The following is an 18,815-nucleotide window of genomic DNA, read 5'->3' as shown; positions in this document are numbered from 1 at the left end:
GACCAATGCGCACCGCCAGAAGCAACGGATTCAGCCTGATCGAGCTAATCGTCGTCATTGCGATCATCGCGATGCTCCTGGTCGTGGCTTTGCCGCGATATCAGGCGTCTATTGATCGCGCCGAATTGGTCGCGTTGAAAACCAACCTGCGAGCACTGCGGGATAGCATCGATCGATATGAAGAGGACAAAGGCGAGTATCCAGATTCGCTTCAGCAGCTGGTCGAAAGCCGCTATTTGAAATCCATTCCGGTCGACCCGATTACCGATAGCGCGCAAACCTGGATGATTGTGGAAGACACCATTGACGACAAGAGCGGGGTAGTGGACATACGCAGCGGTGCCAAGGGCGCCACTTCACTTGGCGTCGTTTACGCCGAACTCTAATGAAGACCGCGGCCGGATTCGCCTACCTTTATCTTATCTTTCTGATTGCATTGCTGTCGGTGGCAGCCGCGGCAACTACCGCGATATATAGATATGACCGTATCCGTTCGGAAGAGGCCGAACTCCAGCGGATCGGCGCTGAATTCCGGCAAGCCCTGCATCGCTTTCGGGATAGCCGCCCGGAACGGGCCTATCCCGCGTCCTTGGACGAACTGCTGCTGGATCGGCGTAGTTATCCCTACAAAAGGCATTTGCGGAAACTCTATTACGACCCCATCACCAGGAAACAGGATTGGGGGTTGGTCGTACGTGCAGGGCGCATCGTCGGCGTGCATTCAATTTCGGACAAGGCACCAATGAAGGTCGCCGGCTTCTCAGCCGAGGATGCAGCCTTCAAAGGTTCGGCGCACTACTCCGATTGGGTCTTTCTTGCCGCTCCGGACGCTGGGCGTGGGAAGCCGGTCGATAACGGGCGGGCGAACTAACGAACTAGAGCGCGCCGCAGCCCTTGCTTTGCCCCGGCCCGGATAATCGCTTTTGATCTTGGGCCAACTGATTGCTCAAGAGTTGCGAAAGTCTTTGCTTGCTACCCAACCAGAATAGTACGGTGGTGCCAGCAGGTCGTTGAACCAGCTTCTGTTGCAGATCCGCAACTGGTGTTGTGGCTTCGCCGAGTAGGATCTTCCTGGCTCCCGCCGCACGGTTCTTTATCCCATTCTCCTTCAGAACCGGTTCGAACGAGGTTGCGATCGCGCTTGCGGCATTGCCGGGATCCAGGATGGCCGTCGCCACCTCCTGATCCGAAAGCTGGCTCAGTGCGACCTTTTCCGGCAATCCTCGCGATTGGGCCCAGGCCGCAATGCCGCCATCCAAGACCTTGAAATTCTTCATGCCCGCCCGCCGGAGCCTGTCGCACAATACATAAGCATCGGATCGGAACTTGCCGCTCTCATAGACAACTACCTGCTGCTTGTTCGATTTTGGCATGGTGATCAAGGCGTTGCTCGATAGTGACGTCGCCCCTGGGATATGGAACTTCAGGAATTCCGCCCTGTCCCGAGTATCGACAAGCGAAGCTTTATCCAGAGCGGCGCTGGCAGCATCTATCAGGCAGCTTGGATCCTGTTTGACTAGATCAGACGGTGCCGAATAGGAGGCCGTCGCCCCAATGCTAAGAGGGCATGAAGGAGCCTTCTCTCTTCCATCAGAACGCCCTGGGAGTACTTGTCCCGATGCTGCGAATGAAACGGCAACGGTGAATGCGAGCGGTGCGATATACCCCACCAATTTCACCCTCATCTGTTTTCCTTGCCGTCCAAATATCTCGTACTTTACAGAAGAGTAGCCAGACAAGTGTACTGAAGATCGGCGATCTCCAGTTCGATTCAACGACTGGGCTGGTGCAAAGTCAGGGCGAGCGATCGGACCCCGCGTCCACATGGCTGAAGCTGCTGTGCGTGCTGATGGTGGCCGCACCGCGACTGGTGAGCCGCACGGAGCGGGAAGCCCGTTAATGGGGTCCCAAGACCAACGTGCGTAAACAGATCCATGCCCTGCGCGCGGTCGTCGACAAACCGTTCGACAGCCACGTTGATTCGAACCTGCCACAGCGTTGGCTATCGCTTGGCCGTGCTGCATTCGCGGCAACCCGCGATCGAGTCCCGACTTCGAAGCTGTTGGCCGACTTCTCGATACCTGCGGCCTTCTCTGCCTTGCGGTGTTCGCCAGGGTCTACGCCAGCTGCAAGTAGCTTGCGTGGGTTATCGCGCTTGTCCCTGGCGGCGGCCAGGCTAGTATCCGGATACGTGCCAAGGGACAGACGCTTCTCTTTGCCGTCGCTCCGGTACTTCAGTCGCCACCACTTTCCGCCAGTTGGCGATATTTCCAGATACATGCCGCCTCCACCGAATAGGCGCTGCGTCTTGTTTGTAGGCTTCGTTTTGCGGATACCGGCGGCGAGTGGCATTGGGGGCAAGTAATGACGGCCATAGGCCTATCGCCCCCAAGATTGCCCCCCATAGATATCTGGATTTCAAGGGACGCCATTGGACATAAAAAAGGCCGAACCCCCTATTTTTATTGGGAATTCCGGCCTTTCTTGAACTTCCCTGGACCACCTATTGGTGGAGCGGAGGGGGATCGAACCCCTGACCTCCACGATGCGAACGTGGCGCTCTCCCAGCTGAGCTACCGCCCCAGGTACCTGCATAGTTTAGCTGCGTCAGATAGGGCTGCGCCAGCCCGTCCTGCGCTGCCCCCCGGAGCTGCTCCGGCAGAGAACTCTTTGGCCTCAAGGGCTTCCGGCCTCCGCGCTTCCCGATGGGGATGGTCCCCATCCATCTTCTGGTTCCTGCCTCCGATGCGTTGCGCTCGCAACAGACCGGGAACTCCAAACATGCGCGCACAGCGCACCAAACGACTCCTAGCGACCAACTTGGGCCGCCACCGACCTAGTCGGCGCTCATGCCGCAACTTCTCAGAATCGGTTCAGCCACTGCACGCTTGAGGCGGGCCGCGCCCGGCAAGACGCGACATTCCCACGACATCCGAAGCCGATCATCGACTAAGACTCGAAGGCGCGCACGCCATAAAACGCTGCGCGGCGACCCTGGCCAAGGACAAATAGGTGGATAGGAAACAACGTCGAATCGCTTTTATCGGAGCGGTGATCCTGGTGGTCGGAGTGCTGATAGCACTTTATTCCGGAGGCGAGACCGACACTGCCCAAGGTGAGGTGGCTGCAACGCCAGTGCTGGCGGTGGTCATGGCGCGGGCGCAGTTCGCCACGCTTCCCAGGAGAATCCCGGCGACCGGCAATATCGCCCCTTGGCAGGAAGCCAGCGTGGGAACTGAGGCCGAGGGTCTGCAGCTCACTGAGGTCAGGGTCAATGTGGGTGACCGGGTTCGGAGGGGCCAGGTTCTGGCCGTGTTCAAGCCGGAGATGGTCGCCGCCGATTTGGCCGAAGCCGAAGCCTCTGTGGCCCAGGCCCAAGCGCAGCTGATGGAGGCTGAGGCCAATGCGGAGCGCGCAAGAAGGCTGGATGCCTCGGGCGCAATGTCCGCCCAGCAGATCAATGCGTATCTGGTGGCGGCCAGGACGGCACGGGCCAGATTGGACGCGGCCAAAGCCGTTGCGCAGAGAAATCGTCTTCGACTGGCGCAGGCGCGCGTGCTGGCGCCTAGCGACGGGATCATCATCGCGCGCACTGCCACCGTGGGCGCGGTGATGCCGGGTGGGCAAGAACTGTTTCGTCTTATCAAGGAGGGTCGCTTGGAATGGCGCGCCACTGTGGCGATGTCGGAGTTGAGCCAACTGGCGCCCGGCCAGGTGGCCGAGATTAGCGTTCACGGCCAGCCGCCGCTCCAAGGTCGCCTGCGAATAGTGGGCCCCTCAATCGATACCCAGACTCATAACGGGTTGGTGTATGTGGATCTGCCGATCAACAGTCAAGTGCGTGCGGGCGCTTTCGCGCGAGGCTTTTTCGAGGTGGGTGAGGGCCAGGCGCTGACGGTGCCGCAGCAGGCCGTCCTGCTACGCGATGGATTTAGCTATGTCATGCGCCTCGACCCCCAAGCAAAGATCCTGATGACCAAGGTCTCGGTGGGACGACGGGTGGGCGATCGGGTGGAGATCACCGGTGGGCTTGAACCGTCCGAGCCTATCGTGGCCTCGGGTCTTAGCTTCCTGAGCGAAGGGGACACGGTCAAAGTAGTAAGCGCCCCGGCGGCCAGCGCGCCTGCGAGCGCTACCACGCTGGCGGGAGGCGCGCCATGAATCTCAACGTCTCCACCTGGTCCATCCATAACCCGGTGGCGGTCATTCTGCTCTTCGTTCTGCTGACCGTGGTCGGGATTGGTGGCTTTTTCGCCATGAAGGTGCAGAACTTCCCCGACATCGATTTCCCGATCATCACGGTGACAGCCGAGCTACCCGGCGCCTCGCCGCCACAGATCGAAAGCGATGTGGCCCGGAAGATCGAAGATGCGCTCGCCAATATCCCGAAGATCAAACACATCAGCAGCACGCTAACGGACGGCACGGCCACCATCACGGCGGAGTTCCTTCTCGACAAGCCAGTGCAAGAGGCCCTGGACGAGGTGCGCGATGCGGTATCGAGCACTCGCTCCGACTTGCCTGCGGACCTGCGCGATCCGGTCATCACCAAGAGCACCTTGGCCGATTCCCCGGTCATGACCTACACCATCGTCTCGACCCGGTTGGACGAGGAAGCGCTTTCCTGGTTCATCGACAATGAGGTGCGCAAGCGTTTGCTGGCAGTGCCGGGGATAGGCGCGGTCTCGCGTGTGGGCGGTGTAGATCGGGAAGTGCGGGTTGAACTGGATCCGGATCGGCTGCTGGCGCTGAATGCGACCGCGGTGGATATCTCGAGGCAGCTTGCCGAGCTCCAGCAAGAAGCCTCCGGGGGGCGCGTGGAAGTGGGCGGGGGAGAGCAGTCGGTCCGCACCATTGCCACGGTGGCCACGGCCCAGGACGTTGCCGCCCTGGACATCTCGTTGGGCGATGGGCGCAGGATCCGGCTGGATCAGGTCGCCACCGTTTCCGATACTACCGCCGAGCCGCGATCGATGGCGATGTTCAACGGCAAATCTGCGGTGGGTTTCGATGTCCTCCGCGCGCGGGGCGCAGGCGAGATCGAGGTGGCCGAAGCTGCCCAAGCCGTGATGGAGGAGCTGAAAGCCGCGCATCCGGAAATTGAGTTCACAGAAGCAGTCAACTCGATCGACCCCATTGTGGACAACTACCACGGCTCGATGACCCTGTTGCTGGAGGGCGCGGTGCTGGCGGTCATTGTGGTGTTTTTCTTCCTGCGCGACTGGCGGGCCACCTTCATTGCCGCGGTGGCGCTTCCGCTCTCCGCCATTCCCACCTTTGCCGTGATGTATCTGATGGGGTTCACCCTCAACACGGTTTCGCTGTTGTCCTTGTCGTTGGTGATCGGTGTGCTGGTGGACGATGCGATCGTGGAGATCGAGAACATCGAGCGGCACCTGCTCATGGGCAAACCGCCCATGCAGGCCTCCATTGAGGCGGCTAACGAGATCGGCCTGGCCGTGATTGCCACGACCTTTACGCTGATCGCCGTTTTCCTGCCCACTTCGCTCATGGGCGGGATGGTCGGCAAGTACTTCGTGCAGTTTGGATGGACCGCGGCGGTGGCCGTGTTCTTCTCTCTGGTCGTGGCGCGAATGCTCACCCCCACGATGGCGGCCTATATGCTGAAGGCGCCTGAGAAGAAGCTAGAGCCTCCACGCTGGAGCGAAACCTATTTGCGATGCGTGCGTTGGTGCTTGCAGCATCGGGGTTTGACGATGGCCGCGACGGGCCTGCTCATAGTAGGCGGCATCGCCCTGGCCTTTACCTTGCCGGGCGAGTTTATTCCCGCAGACGATGGCGATCAGACGCAGGCAACGCTGTCCTTGCCTCCAGGCAGCACTTTGGCGGACACCCGCGCATTGGCCGAGATTGCCCGCGGCGTCATCGCGGAAAGTCCTCATGTGGTGTCGGTCTACACGGCCATCGGCGGCAGTTCCAGCGCATCGGGGGAGCCGGATGAATCAGGATCGGCACCGAGTGTCGGGACGGCCGTGCTGACCATGAATTTGGTGCCCCGAGCCGATCGAGATGGGCTGAACCGGCAGGTGGTCGAGGATCAGCTTCGAAAAGCGTTGTCGGTCGTGCCCGGGGCGCGGATCAGTGTGGGTATGGAGGGGATGGGTGAGGGCTATTCCCTGGCCTTAGGCTCCGAAGATGGCCAATTGCTCGCCCAGCATGCAGCGCTAGTGGAGCGCGAACTGAGAACGCTCCCCGGGATTGGCACGGTTAGCTCCTCGGCGAGTTTGGTGCGGCCCGAGCTAATTGTGCGGCCTGATTTCGCGCGCGCCGCCGATCTTGGGGTCACTTCCGCCGCCATTGCCGAAACGCTGCGGGTGGCCACTTCGGGCGATTACAGCCAGGCGCTGGCTAAGCTCAATCTAAGCGAACGGCAAATACCGATCGTGGTGAGATTGGCCGATCGCGGGCGGGATGATCTGGAGACCTTGCGACGTCTGCCGGTGCCGGGCGCACGTGGCGCGGTGCCTTTGGAGAGCGTGGCTGATCTGCAAATCCTGAGCGGCCCGTCTGAACTCACGCGCTACGACCGCACAAGAAACATCAATCTCACGGTGGAGCTCAATGGACAGCCATTGGGAGAGGTGGAAAAGGCCGCCAACGCTTTGCCTAGCCTTGAGAACCTACCTAATGGTGTGACGATCACATCGACTGGCGATGCCGAGAATATGAGCGAGTTGGCCACGGGCTTCGCTATTGCAATGCTCGCCGGCGTGCTATGCGTCTACATGGTGTTGGTGCTTCTGCTCAAAGACTTCGCCCAACCACTGACGGTTCTGGTGGCCTTGGTGCTCTCGGTGCCAGGCGCTTTCCTCGCGCTGTCTCTTACCGGTTCATCACTCTCGATGCCCTCGATGATCGGGCTGATCATGCTGATGGGCATCACCACCAAGAACGCCATCTTGCTGGTGGACTACATCGTCCTCGCCCGGCGGGATCACGGCATGGATCGGCTAGACGCCATTATCGATGCCTGCCGGAAGCGAGCGCGACCGATCATCATGACCACCATCGCCATGGGTGCGGGCATGCTGCCCATCGCACTGGGGGTGGGCGCCGATGCCAGCTTCCGCTCGCCCATGGCCATTGGCGTGATCGGCGGGCTCATCACCTCCACCGCGCTGTGTCTGCTTGTGATACCCATAGCTTATAGCTATGTCGACGATGCCATCGGATCGATGAAAGCTCGTTTCAAAAACGACGACCGAACCTCGGTGGTAGGCAGCCCGGAGAAATGGGCATGAACGTGCCGGTGAGCGGCCTGCCGACGATCCTGCTCGATAGCTATGCGATGGACAGCATTTACTATGGCTACCAGGTGCGTGGTCGTGTCCGCCATTCCAGCCCGCGACGGCAACTGCGATTGAGCTCATGAGGAAGACAAGCACATGAACAACGAACCTTTGTCCATCCTGATCATCGAAGACAATGCCCAGCTCGCCGCGAACCTGTACGACTATCTGGCCGCTTGCGGACATAACCTGGATGCGGCGCCCGATGGCCTGTCGGGACTGCACCTGGCCTCCTCGAAGGACTACGACGCCATCTTGCTGGATTGGAACCTTCCCAGACTCGATGGCCTCACGGTGCTGCGGCGGTTGAGGCGGGAGACGAAGAAGAAGGTGCCGATCATCATGCTCACCGCCCGAGATCAGTTGGCAGACAAGATCGATGGCTTTGAAGGAGGCTTGGATGACTACCTCGTCAAGCCAGTGGCCTTGCCGGAGATCGAAATCCGGTTGCGCTCGTTGGTAAGCCGCCTTAGACAATCGGCAGCCCCGGACGATGTGCTCACCGTGGGGGATCTTTATTTCGATATTAGAAAGGTGCAGGTGCGTCGCGGAGAGCGGAGCATTCCCATTACCCGCACTGGGCGTCGCCTGCTCGAGGTCTTGATGCGAGAAAGCCCCCATGTCGTGAGCCGGGCACGATTGGAGCGAGCGGCATGGGGAGACATCGTGCCGGGCAACGACCTGTTGCGTTCGCACATGTATGTACTGCGTCGGGCAGTTGATATCGAATCGGAGAAACCGCTCTTGCGTACGGTGCCTGGCGTCGGGTACAGGATTTGCGAAGATGAGTAATCGTTCAAAAATCATCAAGAAAAAGAAACTTCGCAGCGTACATGCATGGATCAGCATGGCTTTGGTGGTGTTCGGACTGGTGATGGTGGCGGCGCTGAGCATGCAGAGCTTCAGCAGCCAATACCTGATTGAGCACAAATTCTGGGTGGATCTGTTGAAGTCCACTTCTGCCGACCACGCGGCCCGCGTGCGCGCGGGCGAGGCGGCCTCGCTTCCCAAGAGCGGAATAGTCCGTTCCTGGTATGTGGAAAACGGGCGCGGCGCCTCGGAAGTCCCGAATTACCTTGCGGATTTGCAGCCGGGCCTGTATTCGACCGAGACCGGATACTGGACATTCCAGGAGAGTGATGCCTTTGATAATCACGGCAGCTTCCATGTGCTCGTGGTTAGCCTGCCGCCCGGGAAGCTGGTGACCATGATCGACGTCGCCCAGCTTGAGGATCAGCAGAACCTGGCTTCTCTGCAAAGCGTCATATGGGCCGCCTTTCTCGTCGTTTGTATCGGCGTGGTCATCTTCTGGCTGCATATCAATCTGGTGAGGCCCGTGAGGGACCTGGCCCAGCGTATGCAAACGATCGTGCCTGGCGCTCCCGGTGCTCGTCTTCCCACGACCTATCCGCGGGAAGAAATTCAGCTGATCGCGCACGCCAGCAATGCGCACTTGGAGCGGGTGGAGCAGTTCATCGAGCGCGAGCGCAGCCTGTTGGACCAAGCCAGCCACGAATTCCGCACGCCTATCGCCGTAATCGCCGGAGCGGTGGATGTACTCAAACAGATCTCTCTACCCGATGCGTCCAAGCCTGTGCTCGGACGCATCGAGCATGCGGTGCAGGATCTTTCGGAAACCATGGTCGCGCTGTTGTATCTGGCGCGTGAGCCCTCATCCACGCCCGAGCCTATGGAGATCACGGTACTCCACGACTTGCTGCCTCGCCTGCTGGCAGACCATGAGCACCTTTTAGGCGATAAGCCGGCGCGGTTGCGTATAGGCGATATGGAACCAACCTTTATTGCCGCGCCCGAGGCTATGGTTCGTATCGCGGTGAGCAATTTGATCCGCAATGCGGTGGAGAGCACGGAGGATGGCGAGGTCGAACTGTCCCTTCGTGCGTGTGTGATCTGCGTTACCGACTCGGGAAGTGGATTCAATCCCGTCGAGGCGGCACGCAGATATCGCGAGAGCTTGCGCCAATCCGTTCCTGTCCGTGGGCAAGGTTTGGGCCTGTTTCTGATCGGCAGAATCTGCGATCGGTTTAACTGGAAACTTACTATCGAGCAGGGCGCCAGTGGCGGCACCCGGGCGGCTTTGGACGTCTGCGCGAGCGAGGTCGACTTTCAAGGCTAGACAGCCTTCATTCAGCGCTTTAAGGGGAATACGCGACATTTAGACGACATCGCCTCGTCATCCTGTGGGGAATGGTTACAGCAACCCGTGCGAACGCACGGGAAAGCTCGCCAAGAAGAGATCCCCCACCACTGAAGAGGTCTGGCGTCCCATGAGAAAACTCCTTTTGACTGCGTTGTTGTCGGCTCTGCCGTTTACCGCCCTGGCCCAGGTGGCTGATCCGGATGAGGCCATTCCGGAGGAGGAAGGTCCGCAGCAAGGGCCGCCCCGCTGGTCTTTGGGCGTTGCCGCCGTGGTCAATGACAGTCCCTACGCTGGCGAAGGAACGCGCATTATTCCAATCCCACTGATCGGCTTCCAAGGCGAGCATCTCTTCTTCCGCGGGCTGTCGTTCGGATGGCAATTCGTTGCGAACGATTCGTTCGAACTGGCGGCGGTGGCGAAGGGCAAGCTCGACGGTTTCGAAGTGAAAGATCTGGGTCGTAGCGAGTTGGCCGCCAACGGTATCGACTATCGCCTCTTGGAAGATCGGGACAAGGGTCTGGATCTTGGCCTGAACGCCAAGTGGAAGGGCGACTTCGGCGAGCTGGAAACCGAGATCTTGGCCGATGCGACGGACACGAGCGGTGGTCAGGAGGTTTCGCTGCAATACAGCTATCCGTTCGAAGTGGGCAAAGGTCAGCTCAGTCCGAATGCGAGTGCGAAATGGCTTTCCAAAGACGCAGCCAACTACTACTACGGCACGCTCGATGAGGAAGTGGCGCGAGGCGTGGTGGATTACAAGCCGGGTTCTGTCGTGATCCCCAGCGTGGGCGTGTCCTACTTCCGCCCAATCGGTGAGAAGTGGTCGTTGCTCGGCTTCGCTAAATACGACTTGCTGCCCGATGAAATCACCGACAGCCCGCTGATCGAGCCTGACACCGACGGCAGTTTCTCGGTATTCGTCGGCTTCTCACGCGGCTTCTAAGTTGCGATCGGCCAGATATCGATCTGGAAAGAAAACAAGAACAAAGCGCCTTCCCACTGCTTTTGAGGAACCGCAATGCACGCTTACAAGCTTAGGGATCAAAACGAGCTAAGAAAAAGCCGAAACCTGCATGTGTTTCAAAACCTCCCCGATTTGCCCTCGCCTGGCTCCGCCCGAAGCGCACGCGGCCACAATCTCTGGCTGCGGCGCATGGCGTTGTGCTTCTTGCTGATCTCACTGGGCTTGGTTATCCACTCGGTGTGGGAAAGTCTGAGCGTAGTCGGCTCATGAAGCCGTTCGCCTGGAAGTTTGGTTTGTGCTTGGCCCTAGCGGCAAGCTTGGCGGGCTGTTCGTCGGTTCCCGATAAACAACCGCCCGCAGCTAACGCTTATGTCGATAGCGCTGCGCCTTTGGTGGCTGGATCGGAACAGGCGCTGGATGAGCCGCCTGGGCGGATCGAAGCCTACCCGGAGCCGGTCGATCCCTCCCGCGATGTTGACTCTGAGCTAGCTGCAGAGATTGGGGCGACTGCTGTGCTCCTGGGTCCTGCAGATCGCGACGCTGTGGAAGACTCTGTCGCGCCATTAGCAGGAGCCCCGGTCGTCTATGATCCCTGGCAGCGCTTCAATCGCCGAATGCATCGCTTCAACGACGCGGTGGACAGGTCGGTGGCGCGCCCCGTGGCCAAGTTCTATGTGAAAGTCGTGCCCGAACCCGTGCGTTCGAGGGTCAGCAGCTTTTTCGATAACTTGAGCCAGCCGGCCACTGCGGTGAACGCGCTGCTCCAAGGCCAGGTCAAGCACTCGGCCTAGGCGATGGGACGATTTCTCGTCAATAGCACGGTCGGTGTGGCCGGACTGTTTGATCCGGCCAGTCGCATGAAAATCCCCGAGCGCGAAGAAGATTTCGGTCAGACCTTGGCGACATGGGGCTGGAGGCGCTCTCGGTATCTCGAACTGCCCTTCTTTGGTCCCAGCACCGTACGGGACGCTTTTGGCATCGCAGCGGATTCGCCCTTGCAGCCGGTGTCGTACGTGGAGGCAGACAAGGTCCGCATTGGATTGACGGCATTGAACTTGGTGGACATGCGAACGCGCCTGATGGCTTTCGACTCGCTGAGGGACGAGGCCAGCGATGACTACCTGCTCGTTCGAGACACTTGGTCGCAGCGTCGCAATTTTCAGATAAAGGGAGGTACGGGCGGCGACGCGTCGCTGCCTGACTACTTGAAAGAATGAGTCGGTTCAGAGAATCGGCGCTATTGCGGTTCGTCGTGTTCGGTAGCGTCCCCTAGGCGGCTGAGGCTAGCCCGTGACTTCACGCGGCGGACTGAGCAAGGGCGAAAGGAGAGGTTCCAACTCAGCGCGACGCCAGCCGGAAAGCGCCGCGGGCCAGTTTCCGGTTTCCTGCAGGGCTTCCAGGTAGCGGCGCGACGCCAGGATGCCGTCGGGAAGGCCGAGCTCCGCACTGCGCGCCGAAACCGCGTCCTGCAGGCGCTTCAGGGCATTCTTGTCGTCGCTGTTGGCATTGCGTGCCCGCGGAGCTTGCAGCTCATCGGCCAGCGGCGTGCTGAGCGCCTGCCAGATCGCATCGCCGAGTTTGCGCGGCGCCTTGGGGTGGGATTCCAGCTGCGCCTGCAGCTGGGCGCGGTCGGCCGGCGGCGTGCGCGCAAGGCCGGTGGCCAATTCGTTGTCCAGGATCCAACTGCGCGGCTTGTCGCTGGCCCGGGCCTGCGCGTCGCGCCAGCGCAGCAGGCGCAGCAGGCGCAACTGCGCGTCGGCCTCCAGGAATTGCGCGCTGCGCATGGACAGGTGTGGCCAGCGTTCGCCTTCTTCGGTGGCGTTGACCAGCATGCGCGCGCCGTCCTGATCCAGCCATTCGCGCCGGCCCAAAGCGCGCAGACGGGAGTCCAGCTCTCGATAGATCGCTCCCAGGTGCACCACATCGTCGGCGGCGTATTCCAATTGCGAATCGCTGAGCGGACGGCGCAGCCAGTCGGAACGGGTCTCGCCCTTGACCAAAGCCACGCCGGTGATTTCCTGCACCAGCTTCTGGTAACCCATGCCTCCCCCCAGGCCGCACAGCGCGGCGGCGATCTGGGTATCGAACAGCGGCGCGGGCAGTACGCCGCAATCGTGCGACAGGGCGACCAGATCCTCGCTGGCGCTGTGCATCACCTTCAGCACGCCGGGATCGGCCAGCAGCGGCCGCAGCGCTTCGGCGATGCCGGGCGCCAGGGGGTCGATCAACAGTATTTCGTCGCCGATGGCCATCTGCACCAGGGCCAGTTGCGGCCAATAGGTGCGCTCGCGAACGAATTCGGTGTCCAGTCCCACCCAGGCGGGCGGGGACTGCAGGCGCGCGCGCAGGGTGGCGGGTTCATCTATCCAAAGGGGCACGAAATCTCCACATGAATGCATCGGTTGCCGGCTCGGGCGACAATAGCCTAACGTCCGGCGTACCGTTTGGGGCCGACATTGTGGAGGAAGATGCACGCAATCCGGTACCCGATGCTGTTGGCGCTGCGGCTTCTATCAAAAGGAGCGTTGTCAGGGGCTGCGCTGGCTTTATGTGCGCTGGCCGCCTGCACGCGCGTGCCCGACAACCCGGTAGCGCCGCCCGCTCCTGTCGCCGAGGCCGTCGATCCGCGCCTGCCCAGCATCACCGTAAGCGGCGATGAGACGGGCGCGGGGGCGTGGAATTGGCAACCGCCCCGACGCGAACTGACCACGCAAGACATCCCGGCGGCCAAACGCGATGCCGCAAGCGCGCTGGCGCAGAACCGGCTGTATGCCGAAGCCGGGGATGCGATTCCTTTGTACATGGCGTTGAAAGCATTGGCGCCGGAGGATCGCCAGGTCGCCGAGGGCCTGAAGAAATCGCTGCGCGCATTGCTGAAACAAGGCGATGCCGCGCTGCGCGATGCCGGCGACGATGCCGACGCCCTGAGCCGAGCCGGTGAAATAGGCGCGGTGGCGCGGGCCTTGGCCCCGGACGATCCCACGGTCGCGGCCTATCTGACGCAAGTGGATAGCGCCGACCAGCTTTGGCGGTTGAATGCCGAGGGAGAGCGCTTGCTGCGCAATGGGCAGATCGGCAAAGCGGGCGAGGCGGCGCTGGCTCCTTTCCGTGAGGTACTGCGCTTGCAGCCAGGACAGGCACGCGCCTTGCAGGGGCTTGCGGCGAGCGAAAGTGCGATGATCCGGCGGGCAGAGGACGCGGCGGCGAGCAGCGACTTCGATGCGGCCTCGCATTGGCTGGCGCTGGCGGCGGAGGTGCGCGGATCTTCCTCCACAATCCCGGCCCCCACCGTGGAAGACGCACGGCGGCGTGTCGGCGCCATTCGCGATGCGCGCATCGCCGCCTTGCGCGAACGCGGTCTCGGCGACCTGACCAGCCTTCGCGGCTTGCGCACCGCAAGGGTATTGCTGGCCGAAGTCTTGCGCATCGCCGAGCCGGGCGACGCGGTGGCGGCCGATTTCCGCACGCGTATCGACCTGGCCACGCACTACGGTTTGTTCAGGCCCGGCCAGGCGTTCACCGACGCCATGGCGGCAGGAGGGCGCGCCCCGGAAATGGTGGTGGTGCCGCATGGCGGTTTCCGCATGGGCGCAAGCGAAACGGAACTCGGTTCGGTGGAATCGGAGAAGCCCGCGCACTACGTGCGCTTCGACCGCGGTTTCGCCATGTCGCGCCAGGCCGTTACGGTGGGCGAGTTCCGGCGTTTCGTGCAGGCCACGCGCTATCGGCCGCGGGCCACCCGGCGCGGGCATTCGGTCGTCTACGACGAGCGCAGCGGCAATTTCGCGCGCCACAGCGGGGTGGACTGGCAATCGGACTATGCCGGGGCAAGGGCGGCCGACAGCTTGCCGGTGCTTCACGTCAGCGTGCGCGACGCCGAGGCCTATGCGCAATGGCTGTCCGCGCAGACGGGCAGGGGCTATCGCCTGCCCAGCGAGGCGGAGTTCGAATACGCCTTGCGCGCGGGTACTCAGGGCCGCTACCCCTGGGGCAGCGATGGAGTGCCGACCGCGCGCTTCGGCAACCTGACTGGCGGCAACGATGTTTCGCCCAGTGGGCGGCACTGGAACAATGCCTTCGTTTCCTATGGGGACGGCTATTGGGGGCCAGCACCGGGCGGCAGCTATCTGCCTAACGCTTTCGGCCTGTACGACCTGGGCAGCAACGTCAGCGAATGGGTCAGCGATTGCTGGCACGCCAGTTACCGTCGCGCACCGGCGGACGGCGCATCGTGGTTCAATCCCGGTTGCCGTTCGCGCGTGGTACGCGGCGGTTCCTGGGCCAGCTCGCCGACCCAGGCGCGTGCGGCATGGCGTTCGGCGTCGGATTCGGATATGACTAGTGCGCGGGTGGGTTTCCGCGTGGTGCGCGGCATCTGAACAGGAGAGGGGAAATGAGCAACGACCCATTCGGCCAAGGCCGCTACGAGCAGCAGCAAGGCGCGCCGCGGCGACGCGGACTGTTCGGCAATGTGCGCTGGTGGATCCTGATCGCGTTCGCGGGCTATGCGGCTTTCAGCTGGATCAGCAGCAAGAGAGTCGATCCCTACACCGGTCAGGACGCGCACTACGGGGCGACGCCGGAAGAAGAAGTCCAACTGGGCGCGCAAGCGTTTCAGGAAGTGATTGGAGATGCGAATTCGCAAGGCGCGCTGCTTCCTCCCAGCAGTCCGCAGAGCCAGCAAGTCGCGGAAATCGCCAAGCGTTTGATAAAGATGGTTCCGCAGGTCAGCGCGGATTTGGCCGCCGCCCATGGCCAGCAGGCGTCCACCGATTACCAGAACTTCGAATGGAGCGCGGCGGTCATCAATTCGCAGGAGGCCAACGCTTTCTGCCTGCCGGGCGGCAAGATCGCGGTCTATACCGGATTGTTGCCGATCACCCAGACCACCGACGCGCTGGCCGTGGTGATGGGCCACGAAATAGCCCATGCGCTGCTACGCCACGGTTCGCAACGCATGGCGCAACAGAAGCTGGTGCAGATGGGGCAGATGGCAGCCGGTGTGTCCGGTATCGATCCACAGGTGATGTCGGCCATCGGCGCGGGCGTGCAATACGGAGTCATCCTCCCGTATGGCCGCAACCATGAAAGCCAAGCCGACGAAGTGGGCCTGATGCTCGCCGCCGCTGCGTGCTACAACCCAGAGCAAGCCATACCGTTGTGGGAACGCATGTCCGAGTTGGGCGGAGGCGCGCGTCCGCCGGAATTCGCTTCCACCCATCCCGATCCCGCCAACCGCATCCAGCATCTGCAGTCGCTGATGCCGCAGGCCAAACAGTTCCAAGCGAAATACTGCCAAGGCGCCGCCGCTGGCGCGACCGGCGGCAAGTGATGCGCGGCGTTCTGATGCTTTTCGCGTTGACCGTCGGAAGCGTCCCGTTTTCGGACGTGCAAGCCAGGATCGTCGATCAGGCGCCCAATGGCTTCACCGTGGAAAATTCGGAATGGGTTCCCGTCGAACCGGATGCCGCATGGAAGGCTTTCGTCAACGATGTGGGCAAATGGTGGCCCGCCGACCATAGCTGGTGGGGCGATGCTTCCAAGCTTTCCATTTCCGACAAAGCCGGCGGCTGCTTCTGCGAAATCAACGGTGCGCAGCAGGCTTGGCACATGACCGTGACCTTCGTCGATCCCGGCAAGCTGATGCGCATGACCGGCGGCTTGGGTCCGTTGCAGGGCATGGGCCTTAATGGCGCGCTGGAATGGCGTTTCGTGGAAGAAAAGGGCGGCACGCGCATTACCCTGTGGTATCGCGCCGGCGGCTATACGCCGGACGACTTGAGCAAATTCGTGCCGGTCATCGACCAGGTGCAGGGACTGCAGTTGGGCGGCTTGGCGAACTATCTGCGGAAGCAGGATCCAAAACCGTAGGTCGGCCCGACGCGGCCGACGCACCGTAAACTCCGATCGCGCATGCTGTCGGGGACGTCGCCCCGACCTACTAGAAGCTCATGAACAATCCGCCATTCACCGGTACGTTCGCGCCGGTGATGTAGCCGGCTGCGTCGTCGGTCAGGAATGCGACCGTGCGCGCGATATCGTTTGGCTTGCCCATGCGTCCGGCGGGAATGGTTGCGGTGATCTTGGTCAATACTTCGGTCGGCATCGCGCCTGTCATCGCGGTTTCTATATAGCCCGGAGAAACGCTGTTGACGGTAATGCCTTTGGTGGCGACTTCGCGCGCCAGCGACATGGTGAAGCCGTGCAGTCCGGCCTTCGCGGCCGCGTAGTTGGTCTGGCCGAAATTGCCGGTCTGGCCGCTGACCGAACTGATGTTGACCACCCGTCCGAAGCCCCGCGCCTGCATGCCGGCCACCGCATGTCCGCAAAGGTTGAACGCGCTGCCCAGGTTCACGTCCAACACCGCGTCCCATTGCCCGCGATCCATCTTGCGCAAGGTCGAGTCGCGGGTGATGCCGGCGTTGTTGACCAGGATATCCAGCGAACCGTGGCGGCTTTCGATATCGCGCACCAGCGCGCCGCAACTTTGGTAATCGGCGACGTCGGCCTCGGCGAAGTGGACGTCATGGCCTTCCATTTCCTGTTTGAAAGAGGCGACGCGCTCTTCCCTGGAATCCAGGTCGACGGCGATGACGGTGCGTCCCGCTTGCGCCAGGGCCTTGCAGATTTCCGTTCCCAACCCACCGATTCCACCGGTGACTACCGCCACGCGCTTGCTCATGCTTCTGTTTCCCCTTGCATTTGTTTTCGATGTCTTCGGCATTAAAAAGGCCCGCACAGCGATGTGCGGGCCCTGCGTTGCGATTCGGCGGCTTCGATTAGGAACTTTCAGCGCGTACGCGATTTCGGCGCTTCGCGCTGCGGCGTTTCCGGCTTGAGTGTCGGCCGGCCCAGGCCGCCGCTCAGATTGCGCTGGAATTCCTGCCACAGCTCCATATTGCGTTCGGTCAGCTGGTTCATCATGGTCCAGGGCGTCTGTCCCAGCATGCCGCCCATCTGCTGGCGGAACTGCTGCTGCTGCTCCATGAACAGCGTCATGCTGCGCTCCAGGTAGTTGCCCATGAAGCCCTGCATGGAATCGCCGTAGAAACGGATGATGTGGCTGAGCAGCTGCGTGGACAGGATCGGCTCGCCGTCCTGTTCCTGCTCGGTGATGATTTGCAGCAGCACGGTGCGGGTCAGGTCGTCGCCGGTCTTGGCGTCGCGAACTTCGAAATCCTCGCCGTCGACGATGAGCTGGCGCACGTCCTCGATGGTGATGTAGCTGGAGATTTCGGTGTCGTAAAGACGGCGGTTCGGATACTTCTTGATGATGCGGATCGCAGCCATTGAGCAATCACTCTAAATCGATTGAGGTGCAGCATGACGCAGCGCAGCACCGCTTGCAACTGCCGGAGGGCGGGCCTGGCCTGTTCAGGGAGATGGAAAATGCTGCGCAGCATTTTTAGATCGATACCGTCTCTACGAGGGCGGGTTCGGAAGGCCGAAGCCCTCCTTGTCGTCATCCCAGCGCAAGCTGGGACCCATCTTGATTTTGATTCTGACGTTGTGGCCGCATATCCGGGGCCAAGTCAAAATGGATCCCAGCTTGCGCTGGGATGATGGGGTCGGAGTGTGTGCCAGTCCTGAATCCCTGCGCCGGTCGGTCGCCTACCAGCCCATGTACTGCCCACCATTGGCGGACAGATTGGCGCCGGTAATCCAGCTGGCTTCGTCGGGGATGAAGAAGGACACCGCGTAGGCGATCTCCTCCGGGCTGCCCAGGCGGCCGGTGGGGATCTGCGCGACGATCTTGTTGCGCACCTCCTCGGGTACCGCCATCACCATGTCGGTGCCGATGTAGCCGGGCGATACCGTGTTGACGGTGATGCCGAACTTGGCGTTTTCCTGCGCCAGCGAAATGGTGAAGCCATGCATGCCGGCCTTGGCTGCAGCGTAGTTGGCCTGGCCGTACTGGCCTTTCTGGCCATTGATCGAGCTGATCTGGATCACGCGACCCCATTTGCGTTCGCGCATGCCCTCGATCACCGGGCGGGTCATATTGAACACGGAATTGAGGTTGGTGTTGATGACCTCGTTCCAGTGCTGCGAGGTCATGCGGTGGAAGGTAGTGTCGCGGGTGATGCCGGCGTTGTTGACCAGGATATCGACCGGGCCGAGCTTGGACTCGACCTCGCGCACCAGCGCTTCGGCTTCTTCCGGGGAAGACACATCGCCCTTGACGGCGGTGATGTCGTAGCCCTGGTCGCGCATCTGCTGCAGCCAGGCCTGGGTCTTTTCCTCGTTGCGGTAGTTGGTCGCCACCTTGTGGCCCATGTCGGCCAGTTTCTTGCAAATGGCGCTGCCGATACCGCCGGTGCCGCCCGTGACCAATGCGACGCGTGCTGTCATGTGGGGTTTCCTTTTCCCGCCGGAAAGC

General features: G+C 61.6%; 17 protein-coding genes, 1 tRNA gene and 1 pseudogene. 12 read left to right on the top strand and 7 right to left on the bottom strand.

The features are described from left to right. Window positions 1-5 precede the first annotated feature (5 nt). Both J2W94_RS07065 and J2W94_RS07060 read left to right on the top strand, forming a co-directional pair. Entirely contained in the window at window positions 6-386 is a 381-nt protein-coding gene (locus J2W94_RS07065) for a type II secretion system protein (RefSeq protein ID WP_310091472.1), read from the top strand. Then, window positions 386-871 carry a hypothetical protein gene (locus tag J2W94_RS07060; RefSeq protein WP_310091470.1) on the top strand — a complete coding sequence of 162 codons (486 nt, stop codon included), beginning with the start codon at window positions 386-388 and terminating at the stop codon, window positions 869-871. The genes J2W94_RS07065 and J2W94_RS07060 overlap by 1 nt, the downstream gene beginning before the upstream one ends. Window positions 872-875: 4 nt before the next feature. Here J2W94_RS07060 and J2W94_RS07055 read toward each other — a convergent pair whose 3' ends face one another. The 3 genes from J2W94_RS07055 to J2W94_RS07045 form a co-directional block, all read right to left on the bottom strand. Then, window positions 876-1,685 (bottom strand): rhodanese-like domain-containing protein, encoded by an 810-nt coding sequence (locus J2W94_RS07055; protein ID WP_310091468.1) that lies wholly within the window; start codon window positions 1,683-1,685, stop codon window positions 876-878. Between the two features lie 211 nt (window positions 1,686-1,896). Next, window positions 1,897-2,352: an Arm DNA-binding domain-containing protein gene (locus J2W94_RS07050; RefSeq protein ID WP_310091466.1), complete on the bottom strand. Its 456-nt coding sequence runs from the start codon at window positions 2,350-2,352 to the stop codon at window positions 1,897-1,899. A 155-nt stretch (window positions 2,353-2,507) separates the two neighbouring features. After that, a tRNA-Ala gene (locus tag J2W94_RS07045) sits at window positions 2,508-2,583 on the bottom strand. A gap of 429 nt (window positions 2,584-3,012) precedes the next feature. Here J2W94_RS07045 and J2W94_RS07040 point away from each other — a divergent pair. The 7 genes and pseudogenes from J2W94_RS07040 (at window position 3,013) to J2W94_RS18145 (ending at window position 11,652) form a co-directional block, all read left to right on the top strand. Further along, window positions 3,013-4,161, top strand: a complete 1,149-nt coding sequence (locus J2W94_RS07040; protein ID WP_310091464.1) for an efflux RND transporter periplasmic adaptor subunit — start codon at window positions 3,013-3,015, stop codon at window positions 4,159-4,161. Next, a complete protein-coding gene (locus tag J2W94_RS07035; RefSeq protein WP_310091462.1) occupies window positions 4,158-7,262 on the top strand; it encodes an efflux RND transporter permease subunit in 3,105 nt (1,034 codons plus the stop codon). Before J2W94_RS07040 ends, J2W94_RS07035 begins: the two co-directional genes overlap by 4 nt. After that, window positions 7,259-7,393 (top strand): hypothetical protein, encoded by a 135-nt coding sequence (locus tag J2W94_RS07030; RefSeq protein ID WP_310091460.1) that lies wholly within the window; start codon window positions 7,259-7,261, stop codon window positions 7,391-7,393. The genes J2W94_RS07035 and J2W94_RS07030 overlap by 4 nt, the downstream gene beginning before the upstream one ends. 28 nt (window positions 7,394-7,421) lie before the next feature. Beyond that, a complete protein-coding gene (locus tag J2W94_RS07025; protein ID WP_310091621.1) occupies window positions 7,422-8,102 on the top strand; it encodes a response regulator transcription factor in 681 nt (226 codons plus the stop codon). After that, window positions 8,095-9,447, top strand: a complete 1,353-nt coding sequence (locus J2W94_RS07020; RefSeq protein WP_310091458.1) for a sensor histidine kinase — start codon at window positions 8,095-8,097, stop codon at window positions 9,445-9,447. Before J2W94_RS07025 ends, J2W94_RS07020 begins: the two co-directional genes overlap by 8 nt. Window positions 9,448-9,511: 64 nt before the next feature. Further along, window positions 9,512-10,414, top strand: a complete 903-nt coding sequence (locus tag J2W94_RS07015) for a MipA/OmpV family protein (RefSeq protein WP_310091456.1) — start codon at window positions 9,512-9,514, stop codon at window positions 10,412-10,414. Between the two features lie 287 nt (window positions 10,415-10,701). Next, window positions 10,702-11,652 (top strand): annotated as a pseudogene (locus tag J2W94_RS18145) (MlaA family lipoprotein). A gap of 66 nt (window positions 11,653-11,718) precedes the next feature. On the opposite strand, the gene rnd reads toward J2W94_RS18145, so the two are convergent. Continuing rightward, on the bottom strand, window positions 11,719-12,813 hold the full coding sequence (rnd, locus tag J2W94_RS07005; RefSeq protein WP_310091454.1) for a ribonuclease D: 1,095 nt from the start codon (window positions 12,811-12,813) through the stop codon (window positions 11,719-11,721). A gap of 114 nt (window positions 12,814-12,927) precedes the next feature. Here rnd and J2W94_RS07000 point away from each other — a divergent pair, with 114 nt between their 5' ends. Genes J2W94_RS07000 through J2W94_RS06990 form a run of 3 tightly spaced genes read left to right on the top strand, consistent with a single transcriptional unit; the run spans window position 12,928 to window position 16,306 of the window. Further along, window positions 12,928-14,814, top strand: a complete 1,887-nt coding sequence (locus tag J2W94_RS07000) for an SUMF1/EgtB/PvdO family nonheme iron enzyme (protein ID WP_430540568.1) — start codon at window positions 12,928-12,930, stop codon at window positions 14,812-14,814. A 14-nt stretch (window positions 14,815-14,828) separates the two neighbouring features. Beyond that, the gene (locus tag J2W94_RS06995; RefSeq protein ID WP_310091450.1) at window positions 14,829-15,767 is read left to right on the top strand and encodes a M48 family metallopeptidase; all 939 of its coding nucleotides are present in this window, start codon (window positions 14,829-14,831) and stop codon (window positions 15,765-15,767) included. Window positions 15,768-15,781: 14 nt separating this feature from the next. Further along, on the top strand, window positions 15,782-16,306 hold the full coding sequence (locus J2W94_RS06990) for an SRPBCC family protein (protein ID WP_310091448.1): 525 nt from the start codon (window positions 15,782-15,784) through the stop codon (window positions 16,304-16,306). A 70-nt stretch (window positions 16,307-16,376) separates the two neighbouring features. Here J2W94_RS06990 and phbB read toward each other — a convergent pair whose 3' ends face one another. The 3 genes from phbB to J2W94_RS06975 all read right to left on the bottom strand — a co-directional run bounded on the left by phbB (window position 16,377) and on the right by J2W94_RS06975 (window position 18,787). Continuing rightward, window positions 16,377-17,117 carry an acetoacetyl-CoA reductase gene (gene phbB, locus J2W94_RS06985; RefSeq protein ID WP_310091446.1) on the bottom strand — a complete coding sequence of 247 codons (741 nt, stop codon included), beginning with the start codon at window positions 17,115-17,117 and terminating at the stop codon, window positions 16,377-16,379. Between the two features lie 107 nt (window positions 17,118-17,224). Beyond that, a complete protein-coding gene (gene phaR, locus J2W94_RS06980; RefSeq protein ID WP_310091444.1) occupies window positions 17,225-17,725 on the bottom strand; it encodes a polyhydroxyalkanoate synthesis repressor PhaR in 501 nt (166 codons plus the stop codon). Window positions 17,726-18,046: 321 nt separating this feature from the next. Then, complete coding sequence (locus J2W94_RS06975; protein ID WP_310091442.1) at window positions 18,047-18,787, bottom strand: beta-ketoacyl-ACP reductase; 741 nt, start codon at window positions 18,785-18,787, stop codon at window positions 18,047-18,049. Between the last annotated feature and the right edge of the window lie 28 nt (window positions 18,788-18,815).

The sequence above is a fragment of the Pseudoxanthomonas sacheonensis genome (assembly GCF_031455975.1).
GTDB lineage: Bacteria > Pseudomonadota > Gammaproteobacteria > Xanthomonadales > Xanthomonadaceae > Pseudoxanthomonas_A > Pseudoxanthomonas_A sacheonensis_A.
Note: the sequence above shows the minus strand (reverse complement) of the source record. Positions and strands in the feature narration are given on the sequence as shown.